This is a genomic window from Flaviaestuariibacter flavus, assembly GCF_004337505.1.
Taxonomy (GTDB): domain Bacteria; phylum Bacteroidota; class Bacteroidia; order Chitinophagales; family Chitinophagaceae; genus Flavisolibacter; species Flavisolibacter flavus.
Genome location: NZ_SJZI01000008.1, coordinates 130,649 through 153,537 on the forward strand (window position 1 = coordinate 130,649; position 22,889 = coordinate 153,537).

Consider the following 22,889-nt stretch of genomic DNA (forward strand, 5'->3'; position numbering starts at 1 on the left):
GGTACATGAATTGGTGCTTTAAATCTGAAACCGATTGCTATTCCATCCTGGATTCAATCGCTCCTCCCCCTCCTCCCGCAACTCTCCCCTACCCGCTAAATCGCCGAATGAAACGGATGGCCCCCTTGGCCTGAAGCGTTGGAGAAACACACCAGTTGCCCGGCTAACCACCGGTAGAACATAGACTCGTTGCTAACCTAAAAAAAACCACATGCCTAAACTTTTACGAATTGCAGGAATTGCCGTAGCTTGTCTATATATTTCGTACCCCGGCTTCGCTCAGACATTTGCGCCAACTGCATCCGCTCTCAACTTTAACACGTTTATGAGAACAACTCTAACAGCAGTATCCGGAAGCATCCAGGGTCCGTCGGCCACCGGAACCGATCTTTTGCTGAACGGCACATTCGCCGTCAGCACTTCGAGCACTGGAAAATACCCGACCAATACTAATAATTCCAATTCCAATTATAGTCTCGCAATCGGCGGCCGGATATTTTACAATTCCGGCGGGCTGAGCACTCTGGGGGGTGGCAACTTCCGCATAACAAACGGAACCGGCACCCGGGTCTGGTACACCAACACGTCGGGCAACCCAACCAATACCAAACTTACAACGGCTGCAGGAACGTTCGGATCGACTCCCGCAATTCAGGCGGGGCAACAGCAAACAGCAGGAACGGTGCTCGGCTCCACGGGCATTGATTTCAACAGTGCCTTCGACAATTTTATCGACTACAATTCCCGCATCAGCTCCTGGAAGAACAGTACCGACTCTCGGTTGAATAAAATCACCCTTGCCGCCGGCAACAATCCTCATATCACCCTGGTTTCTAACAAAATCAATTATTTAAACCTTTCCAGTGCCCGGCTTACCAGCCTGGCCAGCACCAACCTCCACCTGGACAACCGGCCAGCCGCCAACCGTATTCTTGTGATCAACGTTGATGTCGCCGGCTCCTACACCTGGACCCCCACTCAGATTCCGTCATTTTCCAGCAGCGACGGTGCCTATGTGATTTGGAATTTTTACACCACTTCGTCGCTCGCAATAAATGGCACCCGCGTCGTAGCCGGCACCGTATTTGCCCCCACTGCTGCTATCAACCTCACCAATACCGATGGCGTGCTCGGCCAGGTGATCGGACAGAGCCTGTCGCTCACCAGCTCCGTCATCCGGTACCTCCCATTCACCTCAACGTTATCCGATGTGCCCGAGGCCATCATCCTGCCTTTACGTAGCATTCAGCTCCGGGGAATGCGCAATGGCAACACGGTAGAACTGTTGTGGGACGTCATCGATGAAGTGGACATAGCCAGTTATACCGTGGAGCGGAGCAGCAACGGCACCGATTTCTCACGGATCGGCGAAGTACGGAGCAGTGGCGATCACGCCCGGTACACCTACCAATTCCAAGACCTGCAACCCGAGCTGGCTAGTCCCACCATATTTTACCGCATCCAGGTTCTCGAAAACAACGGTACGCGGTACTATTCGAAAGTAAAGAGCCTGCAGACGGCCCTGCGCCCCCGCTGGGAAGGCTGGCCCAACCCGGTGCAGAGCGAGCTCAACCTCTCCTTCGACGCGGTAACAGCCGGCCACGCCCAGCTCCGCCTCGTCAACATGGCCGGCCAGGTGCTGCTGAAACAGGATTTGACCACTCGTACCGGTTTCAACCTGGTTACCCTGCGAAACCTTGGTGGACTGCTCCCAGGTTCCTATTTTGTAGAAATCCGCAACGAAAAGAACGAACGCCTCGGCTCGTCCATGGTCATAAAATAATTACTCGGTTCCACACCGACACGTTGTTTCATTTAGCGATTGTCCGATGAGAGTCTAACCTTGAACAACACCAAACGAGAGCCCTATTCCTAGGGCTCTCTCTGTTTTAATACGTGTCGTGGGAGGCTTTGGTTTGCTGACTATACAACAAATGATGCCACGCGAAAGATTACGGGTATGGCACGGAACGGGATACCGGGCGTTCCCGGAATAAAAAAAGCCTTGTCAAACAAGGCTTTTGGTGGGACGTGGCGAACTCGAATCGCCGACCCCTTCCATGTCAAGGAAGTACTCTAACCAACTGAGCTAACGTCCCGGGGGGTGTAAAGATAAGTGTTCAAATCATTTTTGATTTGGGATTTCAGATTTTTGATTTCGTTCAAGGCCCGGCGGTAAATCCAAAATCAAAAATCTAACATCCGGAATCACAAACCGCGTCGCTGCATTTCCTTTTTCAGCAGCATCAGCTCGCGGCCCGTTTGCCCGCCCACCGACGTGTTCTCCTGCGCACGGCGCATCAGGTAAGGCACTACGTCGCCAATGGGCCCGAAGGGCAGATATTTGCTGACGCTGCAGCCGGCGGCGGCCAGGTTATAGGTGATGTTATCGCTCATGCCGTACAGCTGGCTGAAATGCACGTGCGGATGGTTGTGCGGCAGCCCCCGCTTTTCCAGCAACTCCACGCCCAGCAGGTTACTGCGCTCATTGTGCGAGGCGATGATAACCGATATATTGTCGAGATGCTCGATGCAGAAATAAACGGCGTCGTTGTAGTCGCGGTCGGTAGCCTCCTTGGAAGGCTGTATCGGCGAGGCATAGCCTTTCTCGGCAGCACGGCGGCGCTCCTTTTCCATATAGGCGCCGCGAACGAGCTTGGCGCCGAGGGTAAAGCCGCGCTCCTGCGCCGCCTTGAAGGAGTCTTTGAGAAACGCGAGGCGGTCATGGCGATACAACTGTATCGTGTTGAACAGCACTACGGTGCCACGGTTGTAGCGGTCCATCATGATCATGGTGAGCGCATCCACCGGGTCCTGTATCCAGGTTTCCTCGGCATCCACCAGCACACCGATCCTGCCGCGAACCGCCGCCTCGCAGATGCGCAGCATGCGCTCGGTTACGCGGCGCCATTCTTCCTGCTCCGACGCGGGGAGCTGCGCCAGGGCAGCCTCGTATTTTTTCACCAGCGACGGTGCCGGCGTCTTCTCCATCAGGTCGTCGATCTTTTCCAGCAGCGCAAAGCGCGCAAAGCCGGTGACCTTGATGCTCATATAGGGAATATTGGGCTGCGTAGCCGCATAATCGATCACGCGGATAAACTCCTGGCAGGCGTGCTCGAAGCTCTCTTCGCCCTCCTTGCCTTCCACGCCGTAGTCGAGAATGACCTGTACGTTGGCCTCAGCCAGCTTGTTGGCCACACGGGCCGTTTCCTCGAGGGTTTCACCACCAACAAACTGCCGGAAAATGGTGCTGCGGATAATGCCTTTTACCGGCAGGCCCACCCGGATGCTCCAGGGCGCCAGCCGCGTACCCAGCTGCACCAGCCAGGGCTTGCCCATGATGCCGAAAAGCCAGTGGGCCTGTTTGAGTTCCTTGTCGGATTTGGAGGCGAATGCAATCGTCGTGTTGTCGAAGGATAAAGGGGAATTCATATGCTTCGCAAAGATAGGTTCTAAGCTTCTAGGGTTCTATGTTTAAGCGTTGGTTTGATTACCGCCGGGCACAACCACGGACCCTCAGCGCCTCGGAAGCCCGGAACCCTTCTCGTATCTTTGCGGAAATTCCCGAAAATGCAGACCAGAAAAGCATCCGAGAGCTATACCATGATGACGGAGCTCGTGCTCCCCAACGATACCAACGTGTTCGGCAACCTGATGGGCGGCCGCCTCATGTACTGGATGGATATCGCCGCGGCCATCGCGGCCCAGCGTCATTGCAACGCCCCGGTGGTAACCGCCTCGGTTGACAATATCTCATTCGAAAACCCGATCAAGCTCGGGAATACGGTGCACATTGAAGCGGTGGTCACCCGCGCCTTCAACACGTCGATGGAAGTGCACCTCAAGGTGTGGGGGGAAGACTTCACCCAGCAGTTCAAATACAAAAGCAACGAAGCCTACTATACGTTTGTGGCACTCGACCCCAACCGCCGTCCGCGTGTCGTGCCCCAACTCGCCCCGGAAACCGAAGAAGAGCAGAAGCTATTCGAAGGCGCCCTGCGCCGCCGCCAGATACGCCTGATCCTCGGTGGCAAGATGAAGCCGGACGATGCCGTGGAATTGAAAGCGCTGTTCGTGAAAGAGTAATTGGTTAATTGGTCTATTAGTTAATTGGTAAGGGTCGTTTCACAACGACCCTTACTTGTTTTACCGACCAGCCTTATGATGATACCATCGCAGGCCGGTAGACCTATTGTTCGCCGCGAACCGGTTACCAATAGACTAATCACTTTAAGTAGGCGGAATACATCCATACCAGCTTCTCCTGCCCGCGGATATAGTCGCTCATGAGTGCGGCGGTGCCTTCATCCCCCGCTTCACCTGCTGCTTCGGCTATACTGCGTTGCAGCACCAGCAACGACTGGAAAGAGTCCAGGATGCTTTGCATCGCTTCGTTGCCGCCAGACACATTTTTTGCGGGCTTGATCTCTGATGTTGCGATATAGTCCTGGAAGGTGTGCAGGGGTGTATTCCCGAGGGTAAGAATACGCTCCGCGATCTCGTCCACTTTTACCAGCAGGTCGTTGTACAGCTCTTCAAACTTGGCGTGCAGCTCAAAAAACTTCTCGCCGGTAATGTTCCAGTGAAAGCCGCGGGCATTGATATAAAACACCTGGTAATTCGATAACAATTTGTTCAGTTGCTCCGAGAGCTTCTTCGATTGCTCCGTATCGAGTCCGATGCGATTCATGATCTGAATTTATTGCCTGTGCTTCAAAAATAAGACCGCACCATGGATCTCAGATCTCAGATGTCAGATCTCAGATCGGGCCGCAAAAAATAAAAAGAACCGCATTGCGGTTCGTCAGAAAGTCAATCCATCGCCAGGTTCAGATCTGAGATCCCAGATCACGACGCCAGTTTCTCCGCCGTCTTCCAGTGATGTGCGCCCTGCAGCATGTGCTGCTTGCTTTGTTCGATGGCGTCCATCACCTGTGCCAGGATCTGCTCCGGTGTGTCTTCATAATTGATCTGCATCGGCGGCTTGAATGTAACGCTCAGCAGGGTCCCTTTTTTCTTGAATTTGAGGCCTTTCTTGTTGAAGGCGCGCCAGAAGCCCTGGATGACCACGGGGATCACCACGGGCCGCATTTGCTTGATGATATAGGCTGTTCCCTTGCGGCCGGGCGCAAAGGGCTTGGTGGTGCCCTGCGGGAAGGTGATCACCCAGGCGCGGTCGAGGGCGCGCTGGATCTTGCGCGTATCGGACGGATCGAGGCCGCGGCGCGTTTCATTACCGTCCTTTTTCCAGGTACGCCTAACCGTGAGTGCGCCGGCAAGGGTAAAGAGCCGGCTGATCCAGGAGCTCTTCATCGTCTCTTCGGCGGCCACGTAATAGACGCGGGTAAATGGATTGAGCAGGTAATAGGGAACGCCCAGCTTATTCTTCTTGCGCCATTTCACCGCGCAGAAAATGTGCAGGAAGGTGATGACGTCGGCAAAATAGGTCTGATGGTTGGACACGAAAAGAACGTTGCGCTTCGGCAGGTCCTGGATGTGCTCGGTACCGCGGATCCGCAGCTTGTTCACGATCATCAGGCCAGGATAGGTGAAGATACCCACCAGCGCATAAAGCAGTTTACGCACGAGCGTAAACTCCGCTAGTTTTTTCCAGATACTCATTGGTCAAGCAATTGGCGGTAAAGGTACGTGTTTCGGAATTGTTAAGTATTGCCGCGACGGGGCAGCACGCTGTGCATTTCCGTTACTTCGACCGTCTTACCGGTAAGAAAACTTCTTTGTATGAAAAAACTGTTCCTCGCTCTTTTCGCCGCCACCACCCTGCTGGGCGCGTCTGCGCAAACCAACATGAGTACCAACCCCTACCCACGCACCATCACCGTCAACGGCTCGGCCGAGCAGGAGGTGATCCCCGACGAGATCTATGTGAACGTAGACCTGAAGGAATACGATAAGAAAGGCCAGGGTAAGGTAGCGCTCGACGGCATCCGCCGCGACTTCCTCAATGCCGTACGGGCCGTTGGCCTGCCCGATTCGGCAGTGACCATCGCCGCCTACGATGGTCTTAACCCGTGGTGGCAGCGCAAGAAAAAGAAAGACGAGCTCTATGCGACCATCACCTACCAGGTGAAGCTCAGGAGCAGCCGCATGCTCGACGATCTCGTTGGCCGCCTCGACGACAACGCCACACAGAACTTTTATATCGCCCGCGTTGACCACAGCCGCCTGGCCGAATACCGCAAGCAGCTGAAGATTGCCGCCGTAAAAGCGGCAAAGGAAAAAGCCAAGTACCTGGCCGAGCCCATCGGCGAGCGCATCGGTGAAGCGGTAACGATCAATGAACCGGTAGAATTCGGCGGGCCCATCGTATACAACCAAGCCGCCAACGTGCGTTACAAAACCGCCGCGGTTGAAATGGGCGGCGGCGACGATTCCAACCAGCCCGACTTCCGCAAGATCAAGCTTAAGTATGATGTGACGGTTGTGTTTGCGTTGAAATGAGAGAAAGCACTGGGGTATTCCTTTTAAGAATGACGCAGCCATAGATGGGGAGATTGCTTCGCTGCGCTCGCAATGACGTCCCCGGTACAAAAACGCCTCTCTAAATCAGACATCGGACATCAGACATTCCCAAATAAAAAAAGCCCCATCCTTACGGACGGGGCTTTGTATTTTAAGAAAGCTCAGAATTAAGCCTCGGGCTTGTTGTCAGCCGGGTTGTTCTTCTCTTCTTTCTGCAGGCGCTCCTTGATCTGGGCGAGGGCACCCAGGTCGCCGAGGGTGGCCTTCTCTACCTTGCTCTGGAGGTTCTTCACCGCCTTGTTGGTCTGCTCGGCATTGGCGCGCGCTTCCTTGCGGACGGCGTCCTTCTCCTCTGCCTTGGCAGCTTCCCAGGTGCGGGTGTGCGAAACCACGATGCGCTTCTCATTGCGATCGAACTCGATCACCATGAAGGGAGCAACCTCGTCGGCGCCTACGCTCTTACCATCTTCCTTAGCCAGGTGACGGTTGGGCGCGAAGCCTTCCAGGCCATAGGGCATCTGCACGATGGCGCCTTTGTCGTCCTTGCGGATAACGGTGCCTTCATGCACGGTGCCGATGGCGAAGGTGTCCTGGAGCGTATTCCAGGGATCTTCTTCCAGTTGCTTGTGACCCAGCTGCAGCTTGCGGTTGTCCTTGTCGATGCCAAGGATAACAACCTCGATCTGCTGGCCCACTTTCGTGAACTCGCTGGGGTGGTTGTAGCGCTTCAGCCAGCTCAGGTCGGAGATGTGGATCATACCACCGATGCCCTGGCTCAGCTCAACAAACACGCCGTAAGGAGTGATGTTCTTAACCGTGCCGGTGTGGCGGCTGCCTTCGGGGAAGTTGATCTCGATATCGTTCCAGGGATCCTGGCTCAGCTGCTTGATCGAGAGGCTCATCTTGCGGCTGTCCTTGTCGAGGGTAACGATCTTGGCTTCATGCTCGTCGTTGAGCTTGAAGAACTCCTTCGCGTTGATGGGGGTATTGGCCCAGGTAATTTCCGATACGTGCACGAGGCCTTCTACGCCCGGCATGATCTCGAGGAAAGCACCATAGTCTTCGATGTTCACTACGCGGCCCTTGAGGGTAGCGCCTTCGTGGATGTTCTCCGGAAGTACGTCCCAGGGATGCGGGGTGAGTTGCTTGAGACCAAGCGAAATACGCTTCTTCTCGTCATCGAAATCAAGCACAACAACGTTGAGCTTCTGGTCGAGCTTGAGCACTTCGCTCGGGTGGTTGATACGACCCCAGCTGATGTCGGTGATGTACAGCAGGCCGTCGAGACCACCGAGGTCCATGAACGCACCGAAGTCGGTGATGTTCTTGACGGTACCTTCCAGTACCTGGCCTTTTTCCAGCTGGCCGATGATCTGGGCGCGCTGTGCTTCGATATCGCTCTCGATGAGGGCTTTGTGCGATACAACGGCGTTCTTGATGGCTTCGTTGATCTTCACCACCTTGAATTCCATCGTCTTGCCTACGAACTGGTCGTAGTCGGTTACAGGCTTCACGTCGATCTGCGAACCCGGCAGGAAGGTCTCCATACCGAAAACGTCTACGATCAGGCCGCCCTTCGTTTTGGAGGTAACGGTACCGGTAACGATTTCGCCGGTCTTGTGTACTTCAACGATGCGCTCCCAGGCACGCGTGATGCGGGCTTGCTTGCGGGAAAGGTTGAGGTTGCCGTCGCGGTCTTCTTTCTCAACAACCATTACTTCTACTTCATCACCGACCTTCAGGCCCTGGATGTCGCGGAATTCATTGAGGGAAACGAGGCCGTCCGACTTAAAGCCGATGTTCAGCACTACGTCGGTCTTGGTGATACCCACCACGAGACCTTTGATGAGCTCGCCGTCGTTCAGTTGTACAAACGTGCTTTCATACACTTTGTCGTACTTCTGCTGCTCGTCTTTGCTGTAGGTAGCTACGTTGCGCTTGTCGATGCTCCAGTCGAAGTCATCGTGAGCGGTTTCCACTACCGGGGCGGGAGCCGGCTTTGCTTCTGCGGCAGGTGCATTTGTTGTCGCGGTAGCAGCTTCGGCAACCGGGGTTGCTGCAGCCTGCTCCTGGCCTTCCGCGTTTTGGTTAACAATATTTTCTTCCATAAAAATTCCCGAGGGGTTTATTCGGGGGTGCAAAGATAAGAAAAAGGGCCGGTCGGAAGCCCGGCAGGCGCGCCTTTTTCGTTAAGTTTGGCGGCTCATGTTCCGAAACTGCTGCCTTTTGCTCCTGCCCCTCCTGGCGGCCCTTCGCGGCCATAGCCAGGCACCCGAATACGCGGCCGGCGGCGCCTTCCACCTCGGCTCTTTCATCACCAAGATGAGCAAGGCCGATGTGCTCAAAGACTCCTACAGCTCTTTTGTCCAGGGTGAATGGAGCGCGTCCACCCCCCTTTCGGCCCGCACCCGGCTCGGCGCCACGCTCCTGCATGGCAATTCGGGCGGAAAGCGGTACCTCGGCACAGTCAGCGCGGCCCTGGGCTTTGCCGACCGCCCCCTGCTGGGCCACCGTGCCTGGCGCCTCCACGGCCGCCTTGCCGCCGGCCTAGGCTGGATCGGCAAGCCCTACGACCCGGAAACGAATTTCAAGAACACCCTGCTGGGCTCCCACCTTAACGCTGCGGTGCAGCTCTCCGTCTACCAGGAGCTCCGCATCGGCAGGCATTGGTCCTGGAACAGCGGCGTTTCTTTTCTGCATCTTTCCAACGGCCTCAGCACCCTGCCCAACCTGGGACTCAATATCCCGGCGCTGCATACCGGCGTCCTGTACCGCTGGGCCGCGCCGCCTATGCCACAGGGGGCCGCCGACAGCCTTCCGGATGGCCGCAACCGCTGGCAGCTCTGGGCCAGCGCCGGGCTGAAACAGTGGCCCCTGGTCAATAGCCGGCGCCACCTGGTGTCGGTACTCAGCATCGAATGGCACCGCTACACCCTCCGGGGCAGCAGCTGGGGCGCGCAGGCACAGGTGCTGCGCGACGCCTCGCCCAACGCACCCACCGACAGCACCCTCAAAGCCCCCGGGGCGGGTGGCTTCGCGGCAGCCCTCGGCGCGCACTATACGCCCCGCATCGGGCGGCTCGAGATACCGCTGCAGGCAGGCGTGTATGTATTCAACCGGCGCGACAGCAACCGCGTGTACCAAAGCCTCGGCATCCGCTACCGCGTTGCCCGGCGCTGGCGGGCGGGCATACAGCTCAAAACCCATATGGGCAAGGCCGATTATTTCCACGCCGGCATCGGCTATGAATGGTAAGCAATGAAGCAAACGATCTACCTGACGACTGTATTTCTACTGGTGCTCGCCGCTGCCTCCTGCAGCCGCCCCGGCTGCGCCCAGAAAGCGGGCGCCCCCACCCGCACCGTACGCGGCGCGGAGCCGTTCAGCCATATCGTTGTGTCGGATAATATCAACCTGGTGCTGCGGCAGGAAAGCACCTGGCGCATCGAGGTGGAAACAGATGAGAACCTGCAGGCGGCTGTAAGCACCGAAGTAGCCAACGGTGTGCTCAGCATACGCAACACCGCCTCCTGTGCCTGGATCCGCCGGCCGGGTGAGACCATCAACGTGTCCGTGTCGCTGCCCGACCTGAACCGGCTCGAATACCAGGGATCGGGCACCGTCAGCTGCGCCGACACGCTCCACCTCGATTATCTTTCCGTGGAAGCCGACCATGGCGCCGGTACCGTCAACCTGCTGCTCGATACCCGCTTTACATCGGCCCTGATCAACAACGAGGTAACGGACTTCGTCTTTGCCGGCCGGAGCGACTCCTGCTACACCTGGTGCTCCTCGCGCGGGGCTGTCGACTACAGGAATTTCCGCGTGCAGCGGCTCGCCCTCGATTTCGCCGGGGTGCGCGACGCGCGGGTGTGGGCCACCGAAAGCCTGCGGGCGACCATCTTTCAAAATGGAAATATTTACTTCCGGGGAACGCCGGCGCTTTTTACCGACTACCGCGGCAGCGGCCGGCTGATTGCAACGCCCTAAATAGTGGTTATTGCAGGCCTCCTTACGTTCCGGCAATTGCCTTCGCCGCGATCCAGCCGCTGGTCCACGCATGCTGGAAGTTGAAGCCGCCGGTGATGCCGTCTACGTCCATCACCTCGCCCGCGAAATAAAGCCCCGGCACCTTGCGGCTCATCATCGTATTGGCGTCGATTTCCGACAGTTGGATGCCACCGGCCGTAACGAATTCTTCTTTAAAGGTGGTCTTGCCCTTTACTTCAAAAACCGAATCGCTGATGTGGCGGATGAGGGCGTTCTCGGCCTTGGCCGGGAGGTCGGCAAAACGCTGTTCTTCGCCGATGCCGGATTGCCGGAGTAAAAACTGCCAGAGGCGGGCGGGCAGTTCCGCCAGGTTCTGGTTGTGCACTTTTTTTTGCGGGTGCTGCCGTCGCGCATCTGTGATGGCGGCTTTGAGATCGGCCTCGGTGTGCTGCGGTGCCCAATGCACGTGCACCCGGAAGTTGTATTGCCCCTGCGCCAGCTCGCGTGCGCCCCAGGCGCTGAGGCGGAGCACGGCGGGGCCGCTGAGGCCCCAGTGCGTAATGAGCACCGGTCCTTCCTCCGAAAGCTTGCTGCCCTCGATCTTGACGCGGGCCGTGGTGCTCACGCCCATCAGCTCCGTGATCGGGTGCTTCGGCAGGTTGAAGGTAAAAAGCGAAGGCAGCGGCTCGGCAATGCTGTGGCCAAGTGCCTGCAGCCAGGCAAACTGCGCCGCCTTGGGGTAGCCTCCGGCTGCCACACATACAGCATCGGCTTCGAGCGGGCGCCCGTCGGCCAGCTCCAGCCGGAAGCCTGATTCCACGTGGAGCAATGATTTCACTTCGGCATTCATCCGGATCTCCACACCATAACGGGCCGCCTCGCGAAGCAGGCAGGCGATGACGGTCTCGGAAGAATCGGTAACCGGGAACATGCGGCCGTCGGCTTCCGCCTTGAGGTCCACACCGCGCTCTTCGAACCAACGAATTGTGGCTGCGGCATCGAAGTGGTGCAGGGTCTTCTTGAGAAAGTTTTGCCCGCGCGGGTAGCGCCGGCTGAATTCCGATACCTCGAAAAGCTGGTGGGTGACATTGCAGCGCCCGCCGCCCGATACGCGCACTTTGGAAAGCAACTTGCCCGTCTTCTCCAGCAGCGTTACCCGGGCACCCATGCGCGCGGCATTCACCGCACAGAAGAAGCCGGCGGCGCCGCCGCCAATGACGATGAGGGATTTAGAATCGTGGGCGGTCATGGAGCGAAAGAACGCAGATTTTTTATGATTTGTTAGGATGACGCAGATGAAGCAAACGCAGAAGACAAATCCCCACTAATCATAAAAGATCTGCGTCGTCTGCGTTCTTTCTCTCCGGGCCCCATCAGTAATCGCTGAACAGCTCCGGGTTGGCTTTTTCCGCTGCCTCGATGGGCGCATAGTTGGAAAGAATGTCGGCTTTGCCCTTGCGCACGCACACGTCGTGCTCGAAGTGTACCGACACCTTGCCGTCCTTGGTGCGCACCGTCCAGCCGTCATCATCGGTATACACGTCCTTCTTGCCCATATTGATCATGGGCTCGATGGCAAGCACGAGGCCTTCCTTGAGCACCGGGCCCGAGCCACGCTTGCCGTAATTAGGCACCTGCGGGTCTTCGTGGAGGCTGCGACCAAGACCATGGCCCACGAGCTCGCGCACCACGCCGTAGCCGTTCTTTTTCTCGGTATGCTCCTGTATGGCAAATGCGATATCGCCGATGCGGTTGCCGGCAACCGCCTTTTCGATGCCTTTATAGAGTGACTCTTTCGTGGTCTTTACCAGCTTCACGGCGTCAGGACCCGGGTCGCCGATCATGAAGGTATAGGCATGGTCGCCATGCCAGCCGTTGAGGATGACGCCGACGTCAACCGAAACCACGTCGCCTTCCTTCAGCGCATGGCCGTTGGGAAAGCCGTGCACCACCACGTCGTTGACGGAGATGCACGAATTGAACGGGTACCCGTTATAACCCAGGAAAGAAGGCACGGCGCCATTGTCGCGGATGATGCTGCCGATCGTTTTGTCGATGGAAAGCGTCGTGATCCCGGGCTTCAGCAGCACGGCGATCTCGGCGAGGGTATTGCTCACGAGCAGCGCGCTTTTGCGCATCAGCTCCACTTGTTCGTCGGTCTTGTAATAGATCATGGGAAGCGCGAAGATACTTGTGTAAAAAAGAAAAACCCGCCGCCGAAGCGCCGGGTTTTCTATTGCTATGAAATCAAAGCTTAGTAAGAGGCTTGTGTCACCGTCTGACGACCCTGGATGCGACCGCCTTTCATAAGGCCGTCGTACTGGCGCATCAACAGTTGCGTTTCGATCTGCTGGAGCGTATCGAGGATAACGCCCACCATGATCAGCAGCGAGGTACCACCGAAGAAGGTGGAGAAGCCCGCCGTTACGCCGAGGCGCTGTGCGATACCGGGCAGGATGCCTACGAGGGCCAGCAGGACAGCACCGGGGAGGGTGATGCGGTCCATGATGGCGCCGATATAGTCGGCAGTGGGCTGACCGGGCTTTACGCCGGGGATGAAGCCGTTATTCTGCTTCAGGTTGTCGGCGATCTGCTTCGGGTTGAAGATAAGCGCTGTGTACAGGAAGGTGAAGCCGATTACGACGGCCGAGTAGATGGCCATGTAACCGAAGTTCATGTGGTTGGTAAACGCTTCGCCGAAACCACCGGAAGTGCTCTTGTTGAGGAAGAACAGCGTGGGCAGGAACATGATCGCCTGGGCGAAGATGATCGGCATTACACCGGCGCTGTTTACCTTGATGGGCAGGTACTGGCGGGCGCCACCACCTACCTGGCGGTTGCCCACGATCTGCTTGGCGTAGTTCACCGCGATGCGGCGGGTACCCTGAACGAGCAGGATACAGCCCATGATGATAGCGATGAGGATGGCCAGCTCGATGATGAACACCAGGATCAGACCCGGACGGATCGACTTGGCGGCCAGTTCCTGGGTAAAGTTCTGGGGCAGGCGGCCCAGGATACCAATCATGATGATCAGCGAGGTACCGTTGCCGAGGCCCTTGTCGGTGATCTTCTCGCCAAGCCACATCACGAAGAGGGTGCCGGCGGTAAGGACAACCACGGTAGAGAGCCAGAACATGGAGCTGTAAGCGGGGTTGATGAGGCCCTGGTTGGTCTGGGACATCGAGTTCAGGTATCCCACGTAAGCGGAAGCCTGAACGGCGGTCACCGCCACGGTGAGGTAGCGGGTCCATTGGTTGATCTTCTTTCGACCGCTTTCACCTTCTTTCTGGAGCTTCTGGAAGGAAGGCACCAGAACGGTCATCAGCTGCATGAAGATTGAAGCCGAGATGTAGGGCATGATGCCGAGCGCGAAGATCGACATCTGGCTGAATGCGCCGCCCGAGAAGGCGTCGATAAGCCCGAGCATGCCCTGGCCGCCCTTATTGGTATCGATATGCGCGGCATTGATACCAGGGAGCACGATGTGCGTGCCGACACGGTAGATGAAAATCAGAAGAAGGGTAACCAGGATCTTGCTGCGCAGCTCCTCGATACTCCAGATATTCTTCAGCGTTTGGATTAACTTTTTCACGGAAAATGTTTACGGTCCAGAATGAAAAAAAGACGCATGGTATCATGCGCCTGTGCAATTTAGGAAAAATTACTTCACGATCTCAACGGAGCCGCCGGCGCCTTCGACGGCTGCCTTTGCTTTCTCGCTGATTGCGTTGATCTTGAAGGTAACCTTAGCCTTCAGCTCTCCATTGCCAAGAACTTTTACGCGGTCGGTCTGCGAAATGAGGCCGTTCATGTAGAGGTTCTCGAGGCTGAATTCCGTGATACCGTATTTCTCCACCAGCTGGTCGATCTGGCCGAGGTTGAACACTTTGTATTCGATGCGGTTGATGTTCTTGAAGCCACGCTTCGGAACACGACGCTGGATCGGCATCTGGCCGCCTTCGTGGGCCATCTTGCGCTTGTAGCCGGAGTCGGATTGCTGGCCTTTGTTACCCTTGGTAGAGGTACCACCCTTACCGGATGCTTCACCACGGCCAAGACGCTTTTGTTTGTGTACGGCGCCTTTTGCAGGCTTCAGTTCGTGCAGTTTCATACTTGTTGATTTTTACTTTCGGGGAATCGCCCCTCGCTTTTAAAAAATAATAAAGTCGGAAGTAAGGAAGTCGGAAGTAAAGGCCGGCAATTCCGACTTCCTTACTTCCGACTTCCAAACTTAATTAGGCTACTTCTTCTACGCTGAGCATGTGCTCTACCGCGCGGATCATACCCAGGATCTGGGGGGTACCTTCCACTTCGCGGGTGGCGTTCATCTTGTTCAGACCCAGGGCCTGCAGCGTGAGCTTCTGGCGCTCGGGGCGGTCGATGGGGCTCTTAACCAGCGTGATCTTGATCTTTTTCATGATAATGTGTTTGGGCTTCGGCAAGCTCAGCCAGACAACGCTTTCGCGTTTGTCATCCTGAGCGGAAGTCGAAGTGTTATCCGTTGAATACTTTCTTCAGGTTCACGTTGCGCTGCTTGGCTACGGCGATGGGCTCGCGCAGGAGGGCGAGGGCCTCGAAAGTAGCCTTAACAACGTTGTGGGGGTTGGCAGAGCCCAGCGACTTGGCCAGAACGTCGGTTACACCGGCGCTCTCAAGCACGGCGCGCATCGAGCCACCGGCGATCACACCCGTACCGTGAGCGGCGGGCTTGATCAGCACCTTGGCGGCACCTACGCGGGCCAGCTGGTCGTGGGGAATGGTACCGTGCATCACCGGAACCTTGATGAGGTTCTTCTTGGCATCTTCGATGCCTTTGGTGATGGCTTCCTGTACTTCTTTTGCCTTACCGAGACCATGACCAACGACACCCTGCTCGTTGCCCACTACCACCAGTGCAGAGAAGCTGAACGTACGACCGCCTTTGGTCGTCTTCACCACGCGGTTAATAGCGACAACCTTCTCTTTCAGTTCGAGGTCGCCTGCTTTTACTCGGTTAATAATTGCTTTTGCCATTTTATTTTTTGTATTGACAGCTCAATAGCTCTGTTAGTGATTGGATTAGAATTGCAGGCCTCCTTCGCGGGCGCCTTCGGCTACTGCCTTCACGCGACCATGATACAGGTTGCCGCCGCGGTCGAATACCACGTTCTCCAGACCCAGGTCTTTTGCCTTGCGGGCGATGGCCTGACCGACGAGCTTGCTCTTTTCGGTCTTGTTGCCGGCCTGCGCAGCGATATCCTTGTCGCGCGAAGAAGCAGCGGCGAGGGTAACGGCATTGGCATCGTCGATGAGCTGCACGTAGATGTCTGCGTTGGAGCGGAACACCGACAGGCGGGGCTTCTGGGCCGTACCGGCCACCTTGCGGCGGATGCGGTAGCGGATATTTTGTCTACGGGTCGTCTTTTGACTTGTTCTCATTGTATTGAAGTTTGAAGCCTTGATACTGCCAAGGCAACGATTTGATTAAGATTACTTACCAGCAGCTTTACCAGCCTTCTTGCGAACGATCTCGCCCACATAGCGAACACCTTTGCCTTTGTACGGCTCGGGCTTGCGGAGGCTGCGGATCTTGGCGGCAACCTGGCCAATGAGCTGGCGGTCGATACCTTCGAGGGTAATGATGGGGTTCTGACCTTTTTCCTGCTGCGTAGCTACTTTGAGCTCGTTGGGGATCTCGATCAGGATATTGTGCGAGTAACCGAGAGCGAGGTCGAGCATGTTACCCTGGTTGGCGGCTTTGAAACCTACACCCACGAGTTCGAGCTTCTTGGTATAACCTTCGGTTACGCCTTTTACGAGGTTGGCAACCAGGGCGCGGCTGAGGCCGTGCAGGGCACGGTGGCGGATCTGGTCGGTGGGACGCGTGATGTTGATATTGCCGTCGGCAACATTTACGGTGATATCACGGTCGATGGGCTGGGTGAGGGTACCCTTAGGGCCTTTAACGGTCACCACGTTGTCGGAGCCAACCGTTACGGTGACGCCGGCGGGGACGGTGATGGGAGCTTTACCTATACGAGACATAGTCTGTTATTTATAAGTATGAAAGAAAAGTTGCCGGCCGGTCAGCCCAGGTAAGGGGGCTTAATGTACCGGCAACCGTTTATTAATAGATGTAGCAAAGAACTTCGCCACCTACATTCTGGCTCTTCGCCTCTTTGTCGGTCATCACACCCTTGGAGGTGGAGATGATGGCAATGCCGAGACCGTTCTTCACGCGGCGGAACTCTTCGGGCTTGGCATAGTGGCGCAGACCGGGGCGGCTTACGCGCTGCATGCTCTGGATGGCAGGCAGCTTGTCGGCGTTGTACTTAAGGGCGATCTTGATGAGGCCCTGCTTGTTATCGTCTTCGAATTTGTATTTCAGAATAAAACCCTGGTTGTACAGGATCTCCGTCATACGCTTCTTCAGGTTGGAAGCGGGGATCTCAACGATGCGGTGACCGGCCATCTGCGCGTTGCGGATACGGGTCAGGAAGTCTGCGATAGGATCTGTTACCATATTAAGGCCCTCCTACATCCCGCCGGGGCGGGATAATTGGATAAGTTTACGAGTTAATTATTTGTTTACGACACCCCTCCCCTTGCGGAAAGGAGCGCAAAGGTACAAAGAACATCTCAGATCTCGGATCTCAGATGTCGGATCTATGTTAAGATCAGCGATCCGAGATCCGAGATGAGTAGATTCTTTTTACCAGGAGGCCTTCTTCAGGCCGGGGATGGTACCGTTCAGCGCCATATCGCGCAGGGCGATACGGGAGATGCCGAAGTAGCGGCTGTAGGCACGGGGACGGCCGGTCAGCTGGCAACGGTTGCGCAGGCGAACGGGCGAAGCGTTGCGGGGCAGCTGGTCCAGGGCGGCGTAGTCGCCGGCAGCCTTCAGGGCAGCACGCTTCTCAGCGAACTTAGCCACCAGCACTTCACGCTTACGCTGTCTTGCCTTTACGGATTCTTTAGCCATTGTAGTTGTTTATTAGTTGTTTTATTGTTTTCCGCTTCGGTGATAGTGGCTTAGCACACCAGCACTCCAGCAGATTAGCAAATTACTTCTTGATGTTTTTGAAGGGCATGCCCAGCTCTTTCAGGAGCTCGTATGCTTCTTCGTCGGTACCGGCAGTAGTCACGAAGGTGATGTCGAGACCGGTGATCTTGTTCACCTTGTCGATATCGATTTCGGGGAAGATGATCTGCTCGGTAACACCCATGGTGTAGTTACCGCGGCCGTCGAAGCTCTTCTCGCTTACGCCTTTGAAGTCGCGTACACGGGGCAGCGATACGGCGATCATACGATCGAGGAATTCGTACATCTTGTCGCCACGCAGCGTAACGCGTGCGCCGATCGGCATGTGCTTACGCAGCTTGAAGTTCGAGATGTCCTTCTTGGAGAAGGTAGCTACGGCCTTCTGGCCGGTGATGGTGGTCAGCTCGTCAACGGCGATGTCAACCAGCTTCTTGTCGTTTACGGCACCGTTCACACCGCGGTTGATGGAGATTTTCTCCAGGCGGGGAACCTGCATTACCGACTTATAACCGAAGCGGGCCATGAGGGCCTTAACCACTTCTTCTTTGTATTTCGTCTTCAGACGAGGTGTTGCTGTTGTCGTTGCCATTACTTAATGCCCTCCCCTGATTTTTTAGAGATACGAAGCGTTTTACCGTTTTCTTTCTGGCGCTTAACGCGGGTGCCTTGCTTACCGTCCCACAGCATTACGTTGGAGATGGCGATAGCAGCCTCCTGCTTTACGATGCCGCCTTTGGTATTCTGGGCCGAAGGCTTCGTGTGCTTCGTTACGATTGCAACGCCTTCCACGATAACCTTGCCTTTTTCTACCAGTACTTCCTTAACCACGCGGGGCTTCGTCAGGTCCTTGTCGTCGCCTGCGATTACAACTACCTGGTCGCCCTTGCGGATGTTGTACTTGGGTTTGAATCTTGTTTTCATTGTTGTTCCTCTTTGGGATGTTTATACTTTCCTGATACTGCCAGGAATACATTTTATTTCGTTTCCGGACCACGCCGTGCGCCTGCGGTGCTTAAAGCACCTCGGGAGCAAGGGAGATGATCTTCATGTAGCCTTTGTCGCGCAGCTCGCGGGCAACGGGCCCGAAGATGCGGGTACCACGAGGCTCGTCGGATGCGTTGAGGATCACCACGGCGTTATCGTCGAAACGGATATAGGAACCGTCCTTACGACGCAGCTTGTTCTTGGTGCGCACAATAACCGCTTTGGCTACGGTGCCTTTCTTAATGCCGCCGGCGGGAATGGCGTCCTTTACGGTCACCACGATCTTATCGCCAACGCGAGCGTAACGCTGACCGCTGTTGCCCAGTACGCGGATGCAAAGCACCTCTTTCGCGCCTGAGTTATCCGCCACGTTCAAACGGGATTCTTGCTGGATCATTTTCTTTAAGCTTTGGGCCCCTCCCCGTCCTTCCGGAACCGGAAGCGCGAAAGAGGCCGAATTAAAAACATTATTGTTAATGTAGTACCGGCTGCCACCGCCAGTAGCGGCGACCCACGATGCTTATTTTACCTTCTCTACGATCTCCACGAGTCTCCAACGCTTGGTCTTGCTCATAGGACGGGTTTCCATGATGCGCACGATGTCGCCGATGGAGGCTTCGTTCTTCTCGTCGTGTGCGTGGAACTTGGTCGTCTTCTTCACGAACTTGCCGTAGATCGGGTGCTTTACCTTACGCTCGACGGCCACCGTGATGGTCTTGGTCATCTTGTTGGAGGTAACCACACCGATACGGGTCTTCCGTAAGTTGCGCGTCTCTGTGGTGGTGGTATTTACTGTTTCGGCCATTGTTATAAGCTTTGAGCATCGGGCTTCGGGCGTTGAGCTTTAAGAGCCCGTTGCCCAGCCTGCTGCTGGTTATGCACTAAGTTGTTTCTTGCGAAATTCGGATTTGAGACGGGCTACGTCGCGGCGCAGGTTCCGGATGCTCATCGGGTTCTCCAGGGGAGACATAGCGTGGGCGAATTCCAGCTTGCGGAGGCGCATCTCGTCTTCCTTGATGCGGGCAGCCAGGTCTTCGGTGCTCAGTCCTTGGATGCTTTTGATGAAATCAGCTGTCTTTGACATGATCTGTTTGTTTATTCAGTTTACAATGCTTCACGGCTTCGGACTCCCTTCGCCGTGCTGGCAGGTTGCTTAGGCAGAGATGAGGTCGCGGCGCTTTACAAACTTGCAGTTGATCGGCAGTTTGCCGGCTGCGAGCTCGAGTGCACCTTTTGCAACTTCTTCCGTCACCCCGTCAATCTCGAAGATGATGCGGCCCGGCTGTACCACGGCTGCCCAGTATTCGAGGTTACCTTTACCCTTACCCATACGTACTTCGGCGGGCTTGTTGGTAATCGGCTTGTCGGGGAAGATGCGGATCCACACGTTACCTTCACGCTTCATGTGACGCGTGAGGGCCTGGCGGGCCGCTTCGATCTGGCGGTCGGTGATCCAATGATCTTCCATCGCCTTCAGTGCGTAAGAACCAAAGGAAATCGTGGCGCCACGCTTGGTGTTACCCTTCATGCGGCCTTTTTGCACTTTCCGGTGTTTCGTTCTTTTCGGCTGTAACATATTTTTTAGCTTTTTGATCGGATCGCTCCGATCCCGTTATGTTATTGTTTTCAATTCGATGTCTGATGTCTGATGCCTGATGTTCGATCCAAATCTGAGATCTGACATCTTACATCTGACATCTCTTAGCGACGGCCACCGCCGCCACCCGAGCGGCCACCACGGTCGCCGCCACGGCCACCACGGTCACCACCACGGCCACCACGATCGCGATCGCGATCAAAGCCACCGGTGCTGCGGGGTCCCTGGTTCTGCTCGTTGCCGATGATGTTCGGGTTCAGGTCGCGCTTGGCAAGTACCTCACCCTTACAGATCCATACTTTGATACCGATCTTACCATAAACGGTTTGTGCAAACACGTTGGCGTAGTCGATGTCCATACGGAAGGTGTGCAGGGGAACACGGCCTTGCATGAAGGTTTCGTTACGGGCGATCTCAGCGCCGGCCAGGCGGCCGCTCAGCTTGATCTTGATACCGTCGGCGCCCATGCGGAGCGTCGAAGCGATGGCCATCTTGGTGGCACGCTTGAAGTTGATGCGGTTTTCGATCTGGCGGGCGATGGTGTCGCCTACGATCATGGCATCGAGCTCGGGGCGGCGGATCTCCAGGATGTTGATCTGCACGTCTTCCTTGCCGGTCAGCTTCTTCAGCTCTTCCTTGATGCGGTCAACCTCGCCACCGCCCTTGCCGATGATGATACCGGGCTTGGAGGTGTGGATGGTTACGATCAGCTTACCCAGCGTACGCTCGATAACGATCTTGGAAACACCACCCTTGTTGATGCGCGCATTCAGGTAAGTGCGGATCTTGTTGTCTTCGATCAGCTTGTTGGCAAAGTCTTTCTTGTTACCATACCAGTTGGATTCCCATCCACGGATGATACCAACACGGTTGCCGATCGGATTTGCTTTTTGACCCATGTTTATTGGTTGATACGATTTTTGATTAGTTGTTTTTCGCGTCTACGATGACAGTAACGTGGTTGGAGCGCTTACGGATCTTGTAACCACGACCCTGGGGAGCCGGACGCATGCGCTTCAGGGTGCGGGCACCATCAACGAAGATGGTCTTCACAACCAGGGCGCCTTCATCACCGCCTTCGTTCTTCTGCTTCCAGTTGGAGATGGCGCTCAGAACGAGCTTGCGCAGGGGAACGGCGTTGTGCTTCGGGTGGTGCTCCAGCACGGCGATCGCCTTCTCCACCTGCATGCCACGGATCAGGTCCGCCAGCAGGCGCATCTTGCGGGGCGATGTGGGATAATTTCTCAGTTTAGCTACTGCTTCCATTGTATTAATTTTTTACAGCAAGGAGCGATTAACCCTTCTTGCTAGCGTGTCCTTTAAAGTTGCGGGTCGGGGCAAATTCACCGAGCTTGTGACCAACCATGAATTCGGTTACGTACACGGGGATGAACTTGTTGCCGTTGTGCACGGCGAAGGTGTGACCCACGAAATCCGGCGTGATGGTCGAGCGGCGGCTCCAGGTTTTGATTACGCCTTTCTTCGATTTGCCATCGTTCATGGCTAACACCTTGTCTTCGACGTGGTGGGCCACATAAGGACCTTTTTTAATTGAACGAGCCATATTGTGCTTCTAGTTTCTGTTGATTGAATTGGTTAATGCTCCTTACTTGGAGAGCTTCTTGCCGTTCGAGCGCTGGATGATCAGCTTGTCGGAACCTTTGCCCTTCGTGCGGGTCTTCAGGCCCTTGGCGATCTTGCCGGTGCGGCTGCGGGGGTGACCACCGGAGGCGCGGCCTTCGCCACCACCCATCGGGTGATCCACCGGGTTCATCGCTACACCACGGGTGCGGGGCTTCACGCCCTTCCAGCGGTTGCGGCCGGCTTTACCGAGCGACTCGAGGCTGTGGTCGCTGTTGGAAGCAACACCTACAGTAGCGTAGCAGTTGATCAGCACCTTGCGGAGTTCACCGCTCGGCATTTTCAGAACAGCATATTTCTCTTCCTTGTTCGACAGCTGAGCGGATGCGCCTGCGGAGCGGGCCATCTTGCCACCCTGTCCGGGTTGCATTTCGATGTTGTGCACCACGGTACCGAGGGGCATGTTCTTCAGCTGGAGCGCATTACCCAGTTCAGGGGCAACAGCATCACCGCTAACAACGGTGGCGCCTACCTGCAGGCCCTGGGGAGCGATGATGTAACGCTTTTCACCGTCTGCATAATTCAGCAGGGCGATGAATGCAGTACGGTTCGGATCGTACTCGATCTCGGCAACCTTCGCGGGAATGTCCTTCTTGTTACGCTTGAAGTCGATGATACGGTACATTTTCTTGTGACCGCCACCGATATAGCGCATCGAACGGCGACCGTTGCTGTTACGGCCACCCGAAGCCTTCAGGTACTCCACCAGCGACTTCTCGGGTACGTTGGTGGTAACTTCTGCATAAGCATTACCGATGCGCCAGCGTGTACCTGCGGTAATCGGTTTGTATTTTTTTACTGCCATGACTCTTGTTTCTTTTTCAACATTTGCGGCTGTTGCAGCCTTTACTTAATTAGTTTAGATCGAAGCGGTATACAGGTCGATGTTCTCGCCTTCAGCCACCGTTACCAGGGCTTTCTTGTAGGCGGGCTTTACACCGGAGATAAAACCCTTCTTGGTATAGCGGGTTTTGTTCTTTCCGGGAACCACCGACGTGTTTACGTCGATCACGTTCACCCCGTAAAATTCCTCAACGGCTTTCTTGATCTCCAGCTTGTTGGCCTTGCGGGCAACCTTGAAAGCATAGCGGCGCAGTTTGTCCTGCTGGCCGTTGGCCTTCTCGGTCAGGATGGGCTTAATCAGTATTTCAGAGAGTTTCATCTGAATTC

The 22,889-nt window shown here is 55.9% G+C and carries 30 protein-coding genes and 1 tRNA gene; 5 read left to right on the top strand and 26 right to left on the bottom strand.

All coding sequences use genetic code 11. The features are described from left to right. Positions 1-211 precede the first annotated feature (211 nt). The gene (locus tag EPD60_RS04830) at positions 212-1,783 is read left to right on the top strand and encodes a collagen-binding domain-containing protein (RefSeq protein WP_131447407.1); all 1,572 of its coding nucleotides are present in this window, start codon (positions 212-214) and stop codon (positions 1,781-1,783) included. A gap of 239 nt (positions 1,784-2,022) precedes the next feature. On the opposite strand, the gene EPD60_RS04835 is transcribed toward EPD60_RS04830, so the two are convergent. Then, positions 2,023-2,099 (bottom strand) — tRNA-Val (locus EPD60_RS04835). Between the two features lie 109 nt (positions 2,100-2,208). After that, complete coding sequence (locus EPD60_RS04840; RefSeq protein WP_131447409.1) at positions 2,209-3,432, bottom strand: proline dehydrogenase family protein; 1,224 nt, start codon at positions 3,430-3,432, stop codon at positions 2,209-2,211. 138 nt (positions 3,433-3,570) lie between these two features. Here EPD60_RS04840 and EPD60_RS04845 point away from each other — a divergent pair, with 138 nt between their 5' ends. Further along, positions 3,571-4,086, top strand: a complete 516-nt coding sequence (locus EPD60_RS04845) for an acyl-CoA thioesterase (RefSeq protein WP_131447411.1) — start codon at positions 3,571-3,573, stop codon at positions 4,084-4,086. A 139-nt stretch (positions 4,087-4,225) separates the two neighbouring features. Here the strand turns inward: EPD60_RS04845 and EPD60_RS04850 are convergent, their stop codons facing one another. Continuing rightward, positions 4,226-4,690 carry a Dps family protein gene (locus EPD60_RS04850; RefSeq protein WP_207896545.1) on the bottom strand — a complete coding sequence of 155 codons (465 nt, stop codon included), beginning with the start codon at positions 4,688-4,690 and terminating at the stop codon, positions 4,226-4,228. Between the two features lie 158 nt (positions 4,691-4,848). Beyond that, positions 4,849-5,622, bottom strand: coding sequence for a lysophospholipid acyltransferase family protein (locus EPD60_RS04855; protein WP_131447415.1), 774 nt, complete (start codon positions 5,620-5,622; stop codon positions 4,849-4,851). 120 nt (positions 5,623-5,742) lie between these two features. Here EPD60_RS04855 and EPD60_RS04860 point away from each other — a divergent pair, with 120 nt between their 5' ends. Further along, positions 5,743-6,462 (top strand): SIMPL domain-containing protein, encoded by a 720-nt coding sequence (locus tag EPD60_RS04860; RefSeq protein ID WP_131447417.1) that lies wholly within the window; start codon positions 5,743-5,745, stop codon positions 6,460-6,462. A gap of 188 nt (positions 6,463-6,650) precedes the next feature. Here EPD60_RS04860 and rpsA read toward each other — a convergent pair whose 3' ends face one another. Next, positions 6,651-8,591 carry a 30S ribosomal protein S1 gene (gene rpsA, locus EPD60_RS04865; protein ID WP_131447419.1) on the bottom strand — a complete coding sequence of 647 codons (1,941 nt, stop codon included), beginning with the start codon at positions 8,589-8,591 and terminating at the stop codon, positions 6,651-6,653. 118 nt (positions 8,592-8,709) lie between these two features. Between rpsA and EPD60_RS04870 the strand changes: the two genes are divergently transcribed. Together EPD60_RS04870 and EPD60_RS04875 are read left to right on the top strand one after the other, a co-directional pair. Further along, positions 8,710-9,738 (top strand): acyloxyacyl hydrolase, encoded by a 1,029-nt coding sequence (locus tag EPD60_RS04870; RefSeq protein ID WP_165871415.1) that lies wholly within the window; start codon positions 8,710-8,712, stop codon positions 9,736-9,738. A 3-nt stretch (positions 9,739-9,741) separates the two neighbouring features. Next, positions 9,742-10,473 (top strand): head GIN domain-containing protein, encoded by a 732-nt coding sequence (locus tag EPD60_RS04875; protein ID WP_131447423.1) that lies wholly within the window; start codon positions 9,742-9,744, stop codon positions 10,471-10,473. Positions 10,474-10,495: 22 nt separating this feature from the next. Here the strand turns inward: EPD60_RS04875 and EPD60_RS04880 are convergent, their stop codons facing one another. The 21 genes from EPD60_RS04880 to rplW form a co-directional block, all read right to left on the bottom strand. Beyond that, a complete protein-coding gene (locus tag EPD60_RS04880; protein ID WP_131447425.1) occupies positions 10,496-11,722 on the bottom strand; it encodes a BaiN/RdsA family NAD(P)/FAD-dependent oxidoreductase in 1,227 nt (408 codons plus the stop codon). Positions 11,723-11,846: 124 nt separating this feature from the next. Beyond that, a complete protein-coding gene (gene map / locus EPD60_RS04885; protein ID WP_131447427.1) occupies positions 11,847-12,647 on the bottom strand; it encodes a type I methionyl aminopeptidase in 801 nt (266 codons plus the stop codon). 80 nt (positions 12,648-12,727) lie between these two features. Next, the gene (gene secY, locus EPD60_RS04890) at positions 12,728-14,068 is read right to left on the bottom strand and encodes a preprotein translocase subunit SecY (RefSeq protein WP_131447429.1); all 1,341 of its coding nucleotides are present in this window, start codon (positions 14,066-14,068) and stop codon (positions 12,728-12,730) included. 69 nt (positions 14,069-14,137) lie between these two features. Continuing rightward, a complete protein-coding gene (rplO, locus tag EPD60_RS04895) occupies positions 14,138-14,587 on the bottom strand; it encodes a 50S ribosomal protein L15 (RefSeq protein ID WP_131447431.1) in 450 nt (149 codons plus the stop codon). Between the two features lie 124 nt (positions 14,588-14,711). Beyond that, on the bottom strand, positions 14,712-14,894 hold the full coding sequence (gene rpmD / locus EPD60_RS04900; RefSeq protein WP_131447433.1) for a 50S ribosomal protein L30: 183 nt from the start codon (positions 14,892-14,894) through the stop codon (positions 14,712-14,714). Positions 14,895-14,970: 76 nt separating this feature from the next. After that, positions 14,971-15,489, bottom strand: coding sequence for a 30S ribosomal protein S5 (gene rpsE, locus EPD60_RS04905; RefSeq protein WP_131447435.1), 519 nt, complete (start codon positions 15,487-15,489; stop codon positions 14,971-14,973). Positions 15,490-15,534: 45 nt separating this feature from the next. Continuing rightward, on the bottom strand, positions 15,535-15,894 hold the full coding sequence (rplR, locus tag EPD60_RS04910) for a 50S ribosomal protein L18 (protein WP_131447437.1): 360 nt from the start codon (positions 15,892-15,894) through the stop codon (positions 15,535-15,537). Between the two features lie 51 nt (positions 15,895-15,945). Then, positions 15,946-16,500, bottom strand: coding sequence for a 50S ribosomal protein L6 (gene rplF, locus EPD60_RS04915; protein WP_131447439.1), 555 nt, complete (start codon positions 16,498-16,500; stop codon positions 15,946-15,948). Positions 16,501-16,582: 82 nt separating this feature from the next. Next, complete coding sequence (rpsH, locus tag EPD60_RS04920; protein ID WP_131447441.1) at positions 16,583-16,978, bottom strand: 30S ribosomal protein S8; 396 nt, start codon at positions 16,976-16,978, stop codon at positions 16,583-16,585. Positions 16,979-17,167: 189 nt separating this feature from the next. Then, positions 17,168-17,437: a 30S ribosomal protein S14 gene (rpsN, locus tag EPD60_RS04925; protein WP_131447444.1), complete on the bottom strand. Its 270-nt coding sequence runs from the start codon at positions 17,435-17,437 to the stop codon at positions 17,168-17,170. A gap of 82 nt (positions 17,438-17,519) precedes the next feature. Continuing rightward, positions 17,520-18,086 (bottom strand): 50S ribosomal protein L5, encoded by a 567-nt coding sequence (rplE, locus tag EPD60_RS04930; RefSeq protein WP_131447446.1) that lies wholly within the window; start codon positions 18,084-18,086, stop codon positions 17,520-17,522. Further along, complete coding sequence (rplX, locus tag EPD60_RS04935; RefSeq protein ID WP_131447448.1) at positions 18,086-18,418, bottom strand: 50S ribosomal protein L24; 333 nt, start codon at positions 18,416-18,418, stop codon at positions 18,086-18,088. Before rplX ends, rplE begins: the two co-directional genes overlap by 1 nt. 91 nt (positions 18,419-18,509) lie before the next feature. Further along, positions 18,510-18,878: a 50S ribosomal protein L14 gene (gene rplN, locus EPD60_RS04940; RefSeq protein WP_131447451.1), complete on the bottom strand. Its 369-nt coding sequence runs from the start codon at positions 18,876-18,878 to the stop codon at positions 18,510-18,512. A gap of 123 nt (positions 18,879-19,001) precedes the next feature. Continuing rightward, positions 19,002-19,286 (bottom strand): 30S ribosomal protein S17, encoded by a 285-nt coding sequence (rpsQ, locus tag EPD60_RS04945; protein WP_131447453.1) that lies wholly within the window; start codon positions 19,284-19,286, stop codon positions 19,002-19,004. Positions 19,287-19,355: 69 nt separating this feature from the next. Next, the gene (rpmC, locus tag EPD60_RS04950) at positions 19,356-19,565 is read right to left on the bottom strand and encodes a 50S ribosomal protein L29 (protein WP_131447455.1); all 210 of its coding nucleotides are present in this window, start codon (positions 19,563-19,565) and stop codon (positions 19,356-19,358) included. A gap of 69 nt (positions 19,566-19,634) precedes the next feature. Then, positions 19,635-20,057 carry a 50S ribosomal protein L16 gene (gene rplP, locus EPD60_RS04955; RefSeq protein WP_131447457.1) on the bottom strand — a complete coding sequence of 141 codons (423 nt, stop codon included), beginning with the start codon at positions 20,055-20,057 and terminating at the stop codon, positions 19,635-19,637. Positions 20,058-20,182: 125 nt separating this feature from the next. Beyond that, positions 20,183-20,977 carry a 30S ribosomal protein S3 gene (rpsC, locus tag EPD60_RS04960; RefSeq protein WP_131447459.1) on the bottom strand — a complete coding sequence of 265 codons (795 nt, stop codon included), beginning with the start codon at positions 20,975-20,977 and terminating at the stop codon, positions 20,183-20,185. A gap of 25 nt (positions 20,978-21,002) precedes the next feature. Further along, positions 21,003-21,344, bottom strand: a complete 342-nt coding sequence (gene rplV / locus EPD60_RS04965; RefSeq protein WP_131447461.1) for a 50S ribosomal protein L22 — start codon at positions 21,342-21,344, stop codon at positions 21,003-21,005. A gap of 28 nt (positions 21,345-21,372) precedes the next feature. Next, the gene (gene rpsS, locus EPD60_RS04970; RefSeq protein WP_131447463.1) at positions 21,373-21,642 is read right to left on the bottom strand and encodes a 30S ribosomal protein S19; all 270 of its coding nucleotides are present in this window, start codon (positions 21,640-21,642) and stop codon (positions 21,373-21,375) included. Between the two features lie 42 nt (positions 21,643-21,684). After that, on the bottom strand, positions 21,685-22,524 hold the full coding sequence (gene rplB, locus EPD60_RS04975) for a 50S ribosomal protein L2 (RefSeq protein WP_131447465.1): 840 nt from the start codon (positions 22,522-22,524) through the stop codon (positions 21,685-21,687). Positions 22,525-22,578: 54 nt separating this feature from the next. Then, entirely contained in the window at positions 22,579-22,881 is a 303-nt protein-coding gene (rplW, locus tag EPD60_RS04980; protein ID WP_131447467.1) for a 50S ribosomal protein L23, read from the bottom strand. Positions 22,882-22,889: the final 8 nt, after the last annotated feature.

Bases quoted from the DNA above. Each gene is read 5' to 3' on its own strand.
- EPD60_RS04830 (WP_131447407.1), top strand. From the start codon at position 212: ATGCCTAAACTTTTACGAATTGCAGGAATTGCCGTAGCTTGTCTATAT.
- EPD60_RS04840 (WP_131447409.1), bottom strand. From the start codon at position 3,432: ATGAATTCCCCTTTATCCTTCGACAACACGACGATTGCATTCGCCTCC.
- EPD60_RS04845 (WP_131447411.1), top strand. From the start codon at position 3,571: ATGCAGACCAGAAAAGCATCCGAGAGCTATACCATGATGACGGAGCTC.
- EPD60_RS04850 (WP_207896545.1), bottom strand. From the start codon at position 4,690: ATGAATCGCATCGGACTCGATACGGAGCAATCGAAGAAGCTCTCGGAG.
- EPD60_RS04855 (WP_131447415.1), bottom strand. From the start codon at position 5,622: ATGAGTATCTGGAAAAAACTAGCGGAGTTTACGCTCGTGCGTAAACTG.
- EPD60_RS04860 (WP_131447417.1), top strand. From the start codon at position 5,743: ATGAAAAAACTGTTCCTCGCTCTTTTCGCCGCCACCACCCTGCTGGGC.
- rpsA (WP_131447419.1), bottom strand. From the start codon at position 8,591: ATGGAAGAAAATATTGTTAACCAAAACGCGGAAGGCCAGGAGCAGGCT.
- EPD60_RS04875 (WP_131447423.1), top strand. From the start codon at position 9,742: ATGAAGCAAACGATCTACCTGACGACTGTATTTCTACTGGTGCTCGCC.
- EPD60_RS04880 (WP_131447425.1), bottom strand. From the start codon at position 11,722: ATGACCGCCCACGATTCTAAATCCCTCATCGTCATTGGCGGCGGCGCC.
- map (WP_131447427.1), bottom strand. From the start codon at position 12,647: ATGATCTATTACAAGACCGACGAACAAGTGGAGCTGATGCGCAAAAGC.
- rplO (WP_131447431.1), bottom strand. From the start codon at position 14,587: ATGAAACTGCACGAACTGAAGCCTGCAAAAGGCGCCGTACACAAACAA.
- rpmD (WP_131447433.1), bottom strand. From the start codon at position 14,894: ATGAAAAAGATCAAGATCACGCTGGTTAAGAGCCCCATCGACCGCCCC.
- rpsE (WP_131447435.1), bottom strand. From the start codon at position 15,489: ATGGCAAAAGCAATTATTAACCGAGTAAAAGCAGGCGACCTCGAACTG.
- rplR (WP_131447437.1), bottom strand. From the start codon at position 15,894: ATGAGAACAAGTCAAAAGACGACCCGTAGACAAAATATCCGCTACCGC.
- rplF (WP_131447439.1), bottom strand. From the start codon at position 16,500: ATGTCTCGTATAGGTAAAGCTCCCATCACCGTCCCCGCCGGCGTCACC.
- rpsH (WP_131447441.1), bottom strand. From the start codon at position 16,978: ATGGTAACAGATCCTATCGCAGACTTCCTGACCCGTATCCGCAACGCG.
- rpsN (WP_131447444.1), bottom strand. From the start codon at position 17,437: ATGGCTAAAGAATCCGTAAAGGCAAGACAGCGTAAGCGTGAAGTGCTG.
- rplE (WP_131447446.1), bottom strand. From the start codon at position 18,086: ATGGCAACGACAACAGCAACACCTCGTCTGAAGACGAAATACAAAGAA.
- rplX (WP_131447448.1), bottom strand. From the start codon at position 18,418: ATGAAAACAAGATTCAAACCCAAGTACAACATCCGCAAGGGCGACCAG.
- rplN (WP_131447451.1), bottom strand. From the start codon at position 18,878: ATGATCCAGCAAGAATCCCGTTTGAACGTGGCGGATAACTCAGGCGCG.
- rpsQ (WP_131447453.1), bottom strand. From the start codon at position 19,286: ATGGCCGAAACAGTAAATACCACCACCACAGAGACGCGCAACTTACGG.
- rpmC (WP_131447455.1), bottom strand. From the start codon at position 19,565: ATGTCAAAGACAGCTGATTTCATCAAAAGCATCCAAGGACTGAGCACC.
- rplP (WP_131447457.1), bottom strand. From the start codon at position 20,057: ATGTTACAGCCGAAAAGAACGAAACACCGGAAAGTGCAAAAAGGCCGC.
- rpsC (WP_131447459.1), bottom strand. From the start codon at position 20,977: ATGGGTCAAAAAGCAAATCCGATCGGCAACCGTGTTGGTATCATCCGT.
- rplV (WP_131447461.1), bottom strand. From the start codon at position 21,344: ATGGAAGCAGTAGCTAAACTGAGAAATTATCCCACATCGCCCCGCAAG.
- rpsS (WP_131447463.1), bottom strand. From the start codon at position 21,642: ATGGCTCGTTCAATTAAAAAAGGTCCTTATGTGGCCCACCACGTCGAA.
- rplB (WP_131447465.1), bottom strand. From the start codon at position 22,524: ATGGCAGTAAAAAAATACAAACCGATTACCGCAGGTACACGCTGGCGC.
- rplW (WP_131447467.1), bottom strand. From the start codon at position 22,881: ATGAAACTCTCTGAAATACTGATTAAGCCCATCCTGACCGAGAAGGCC.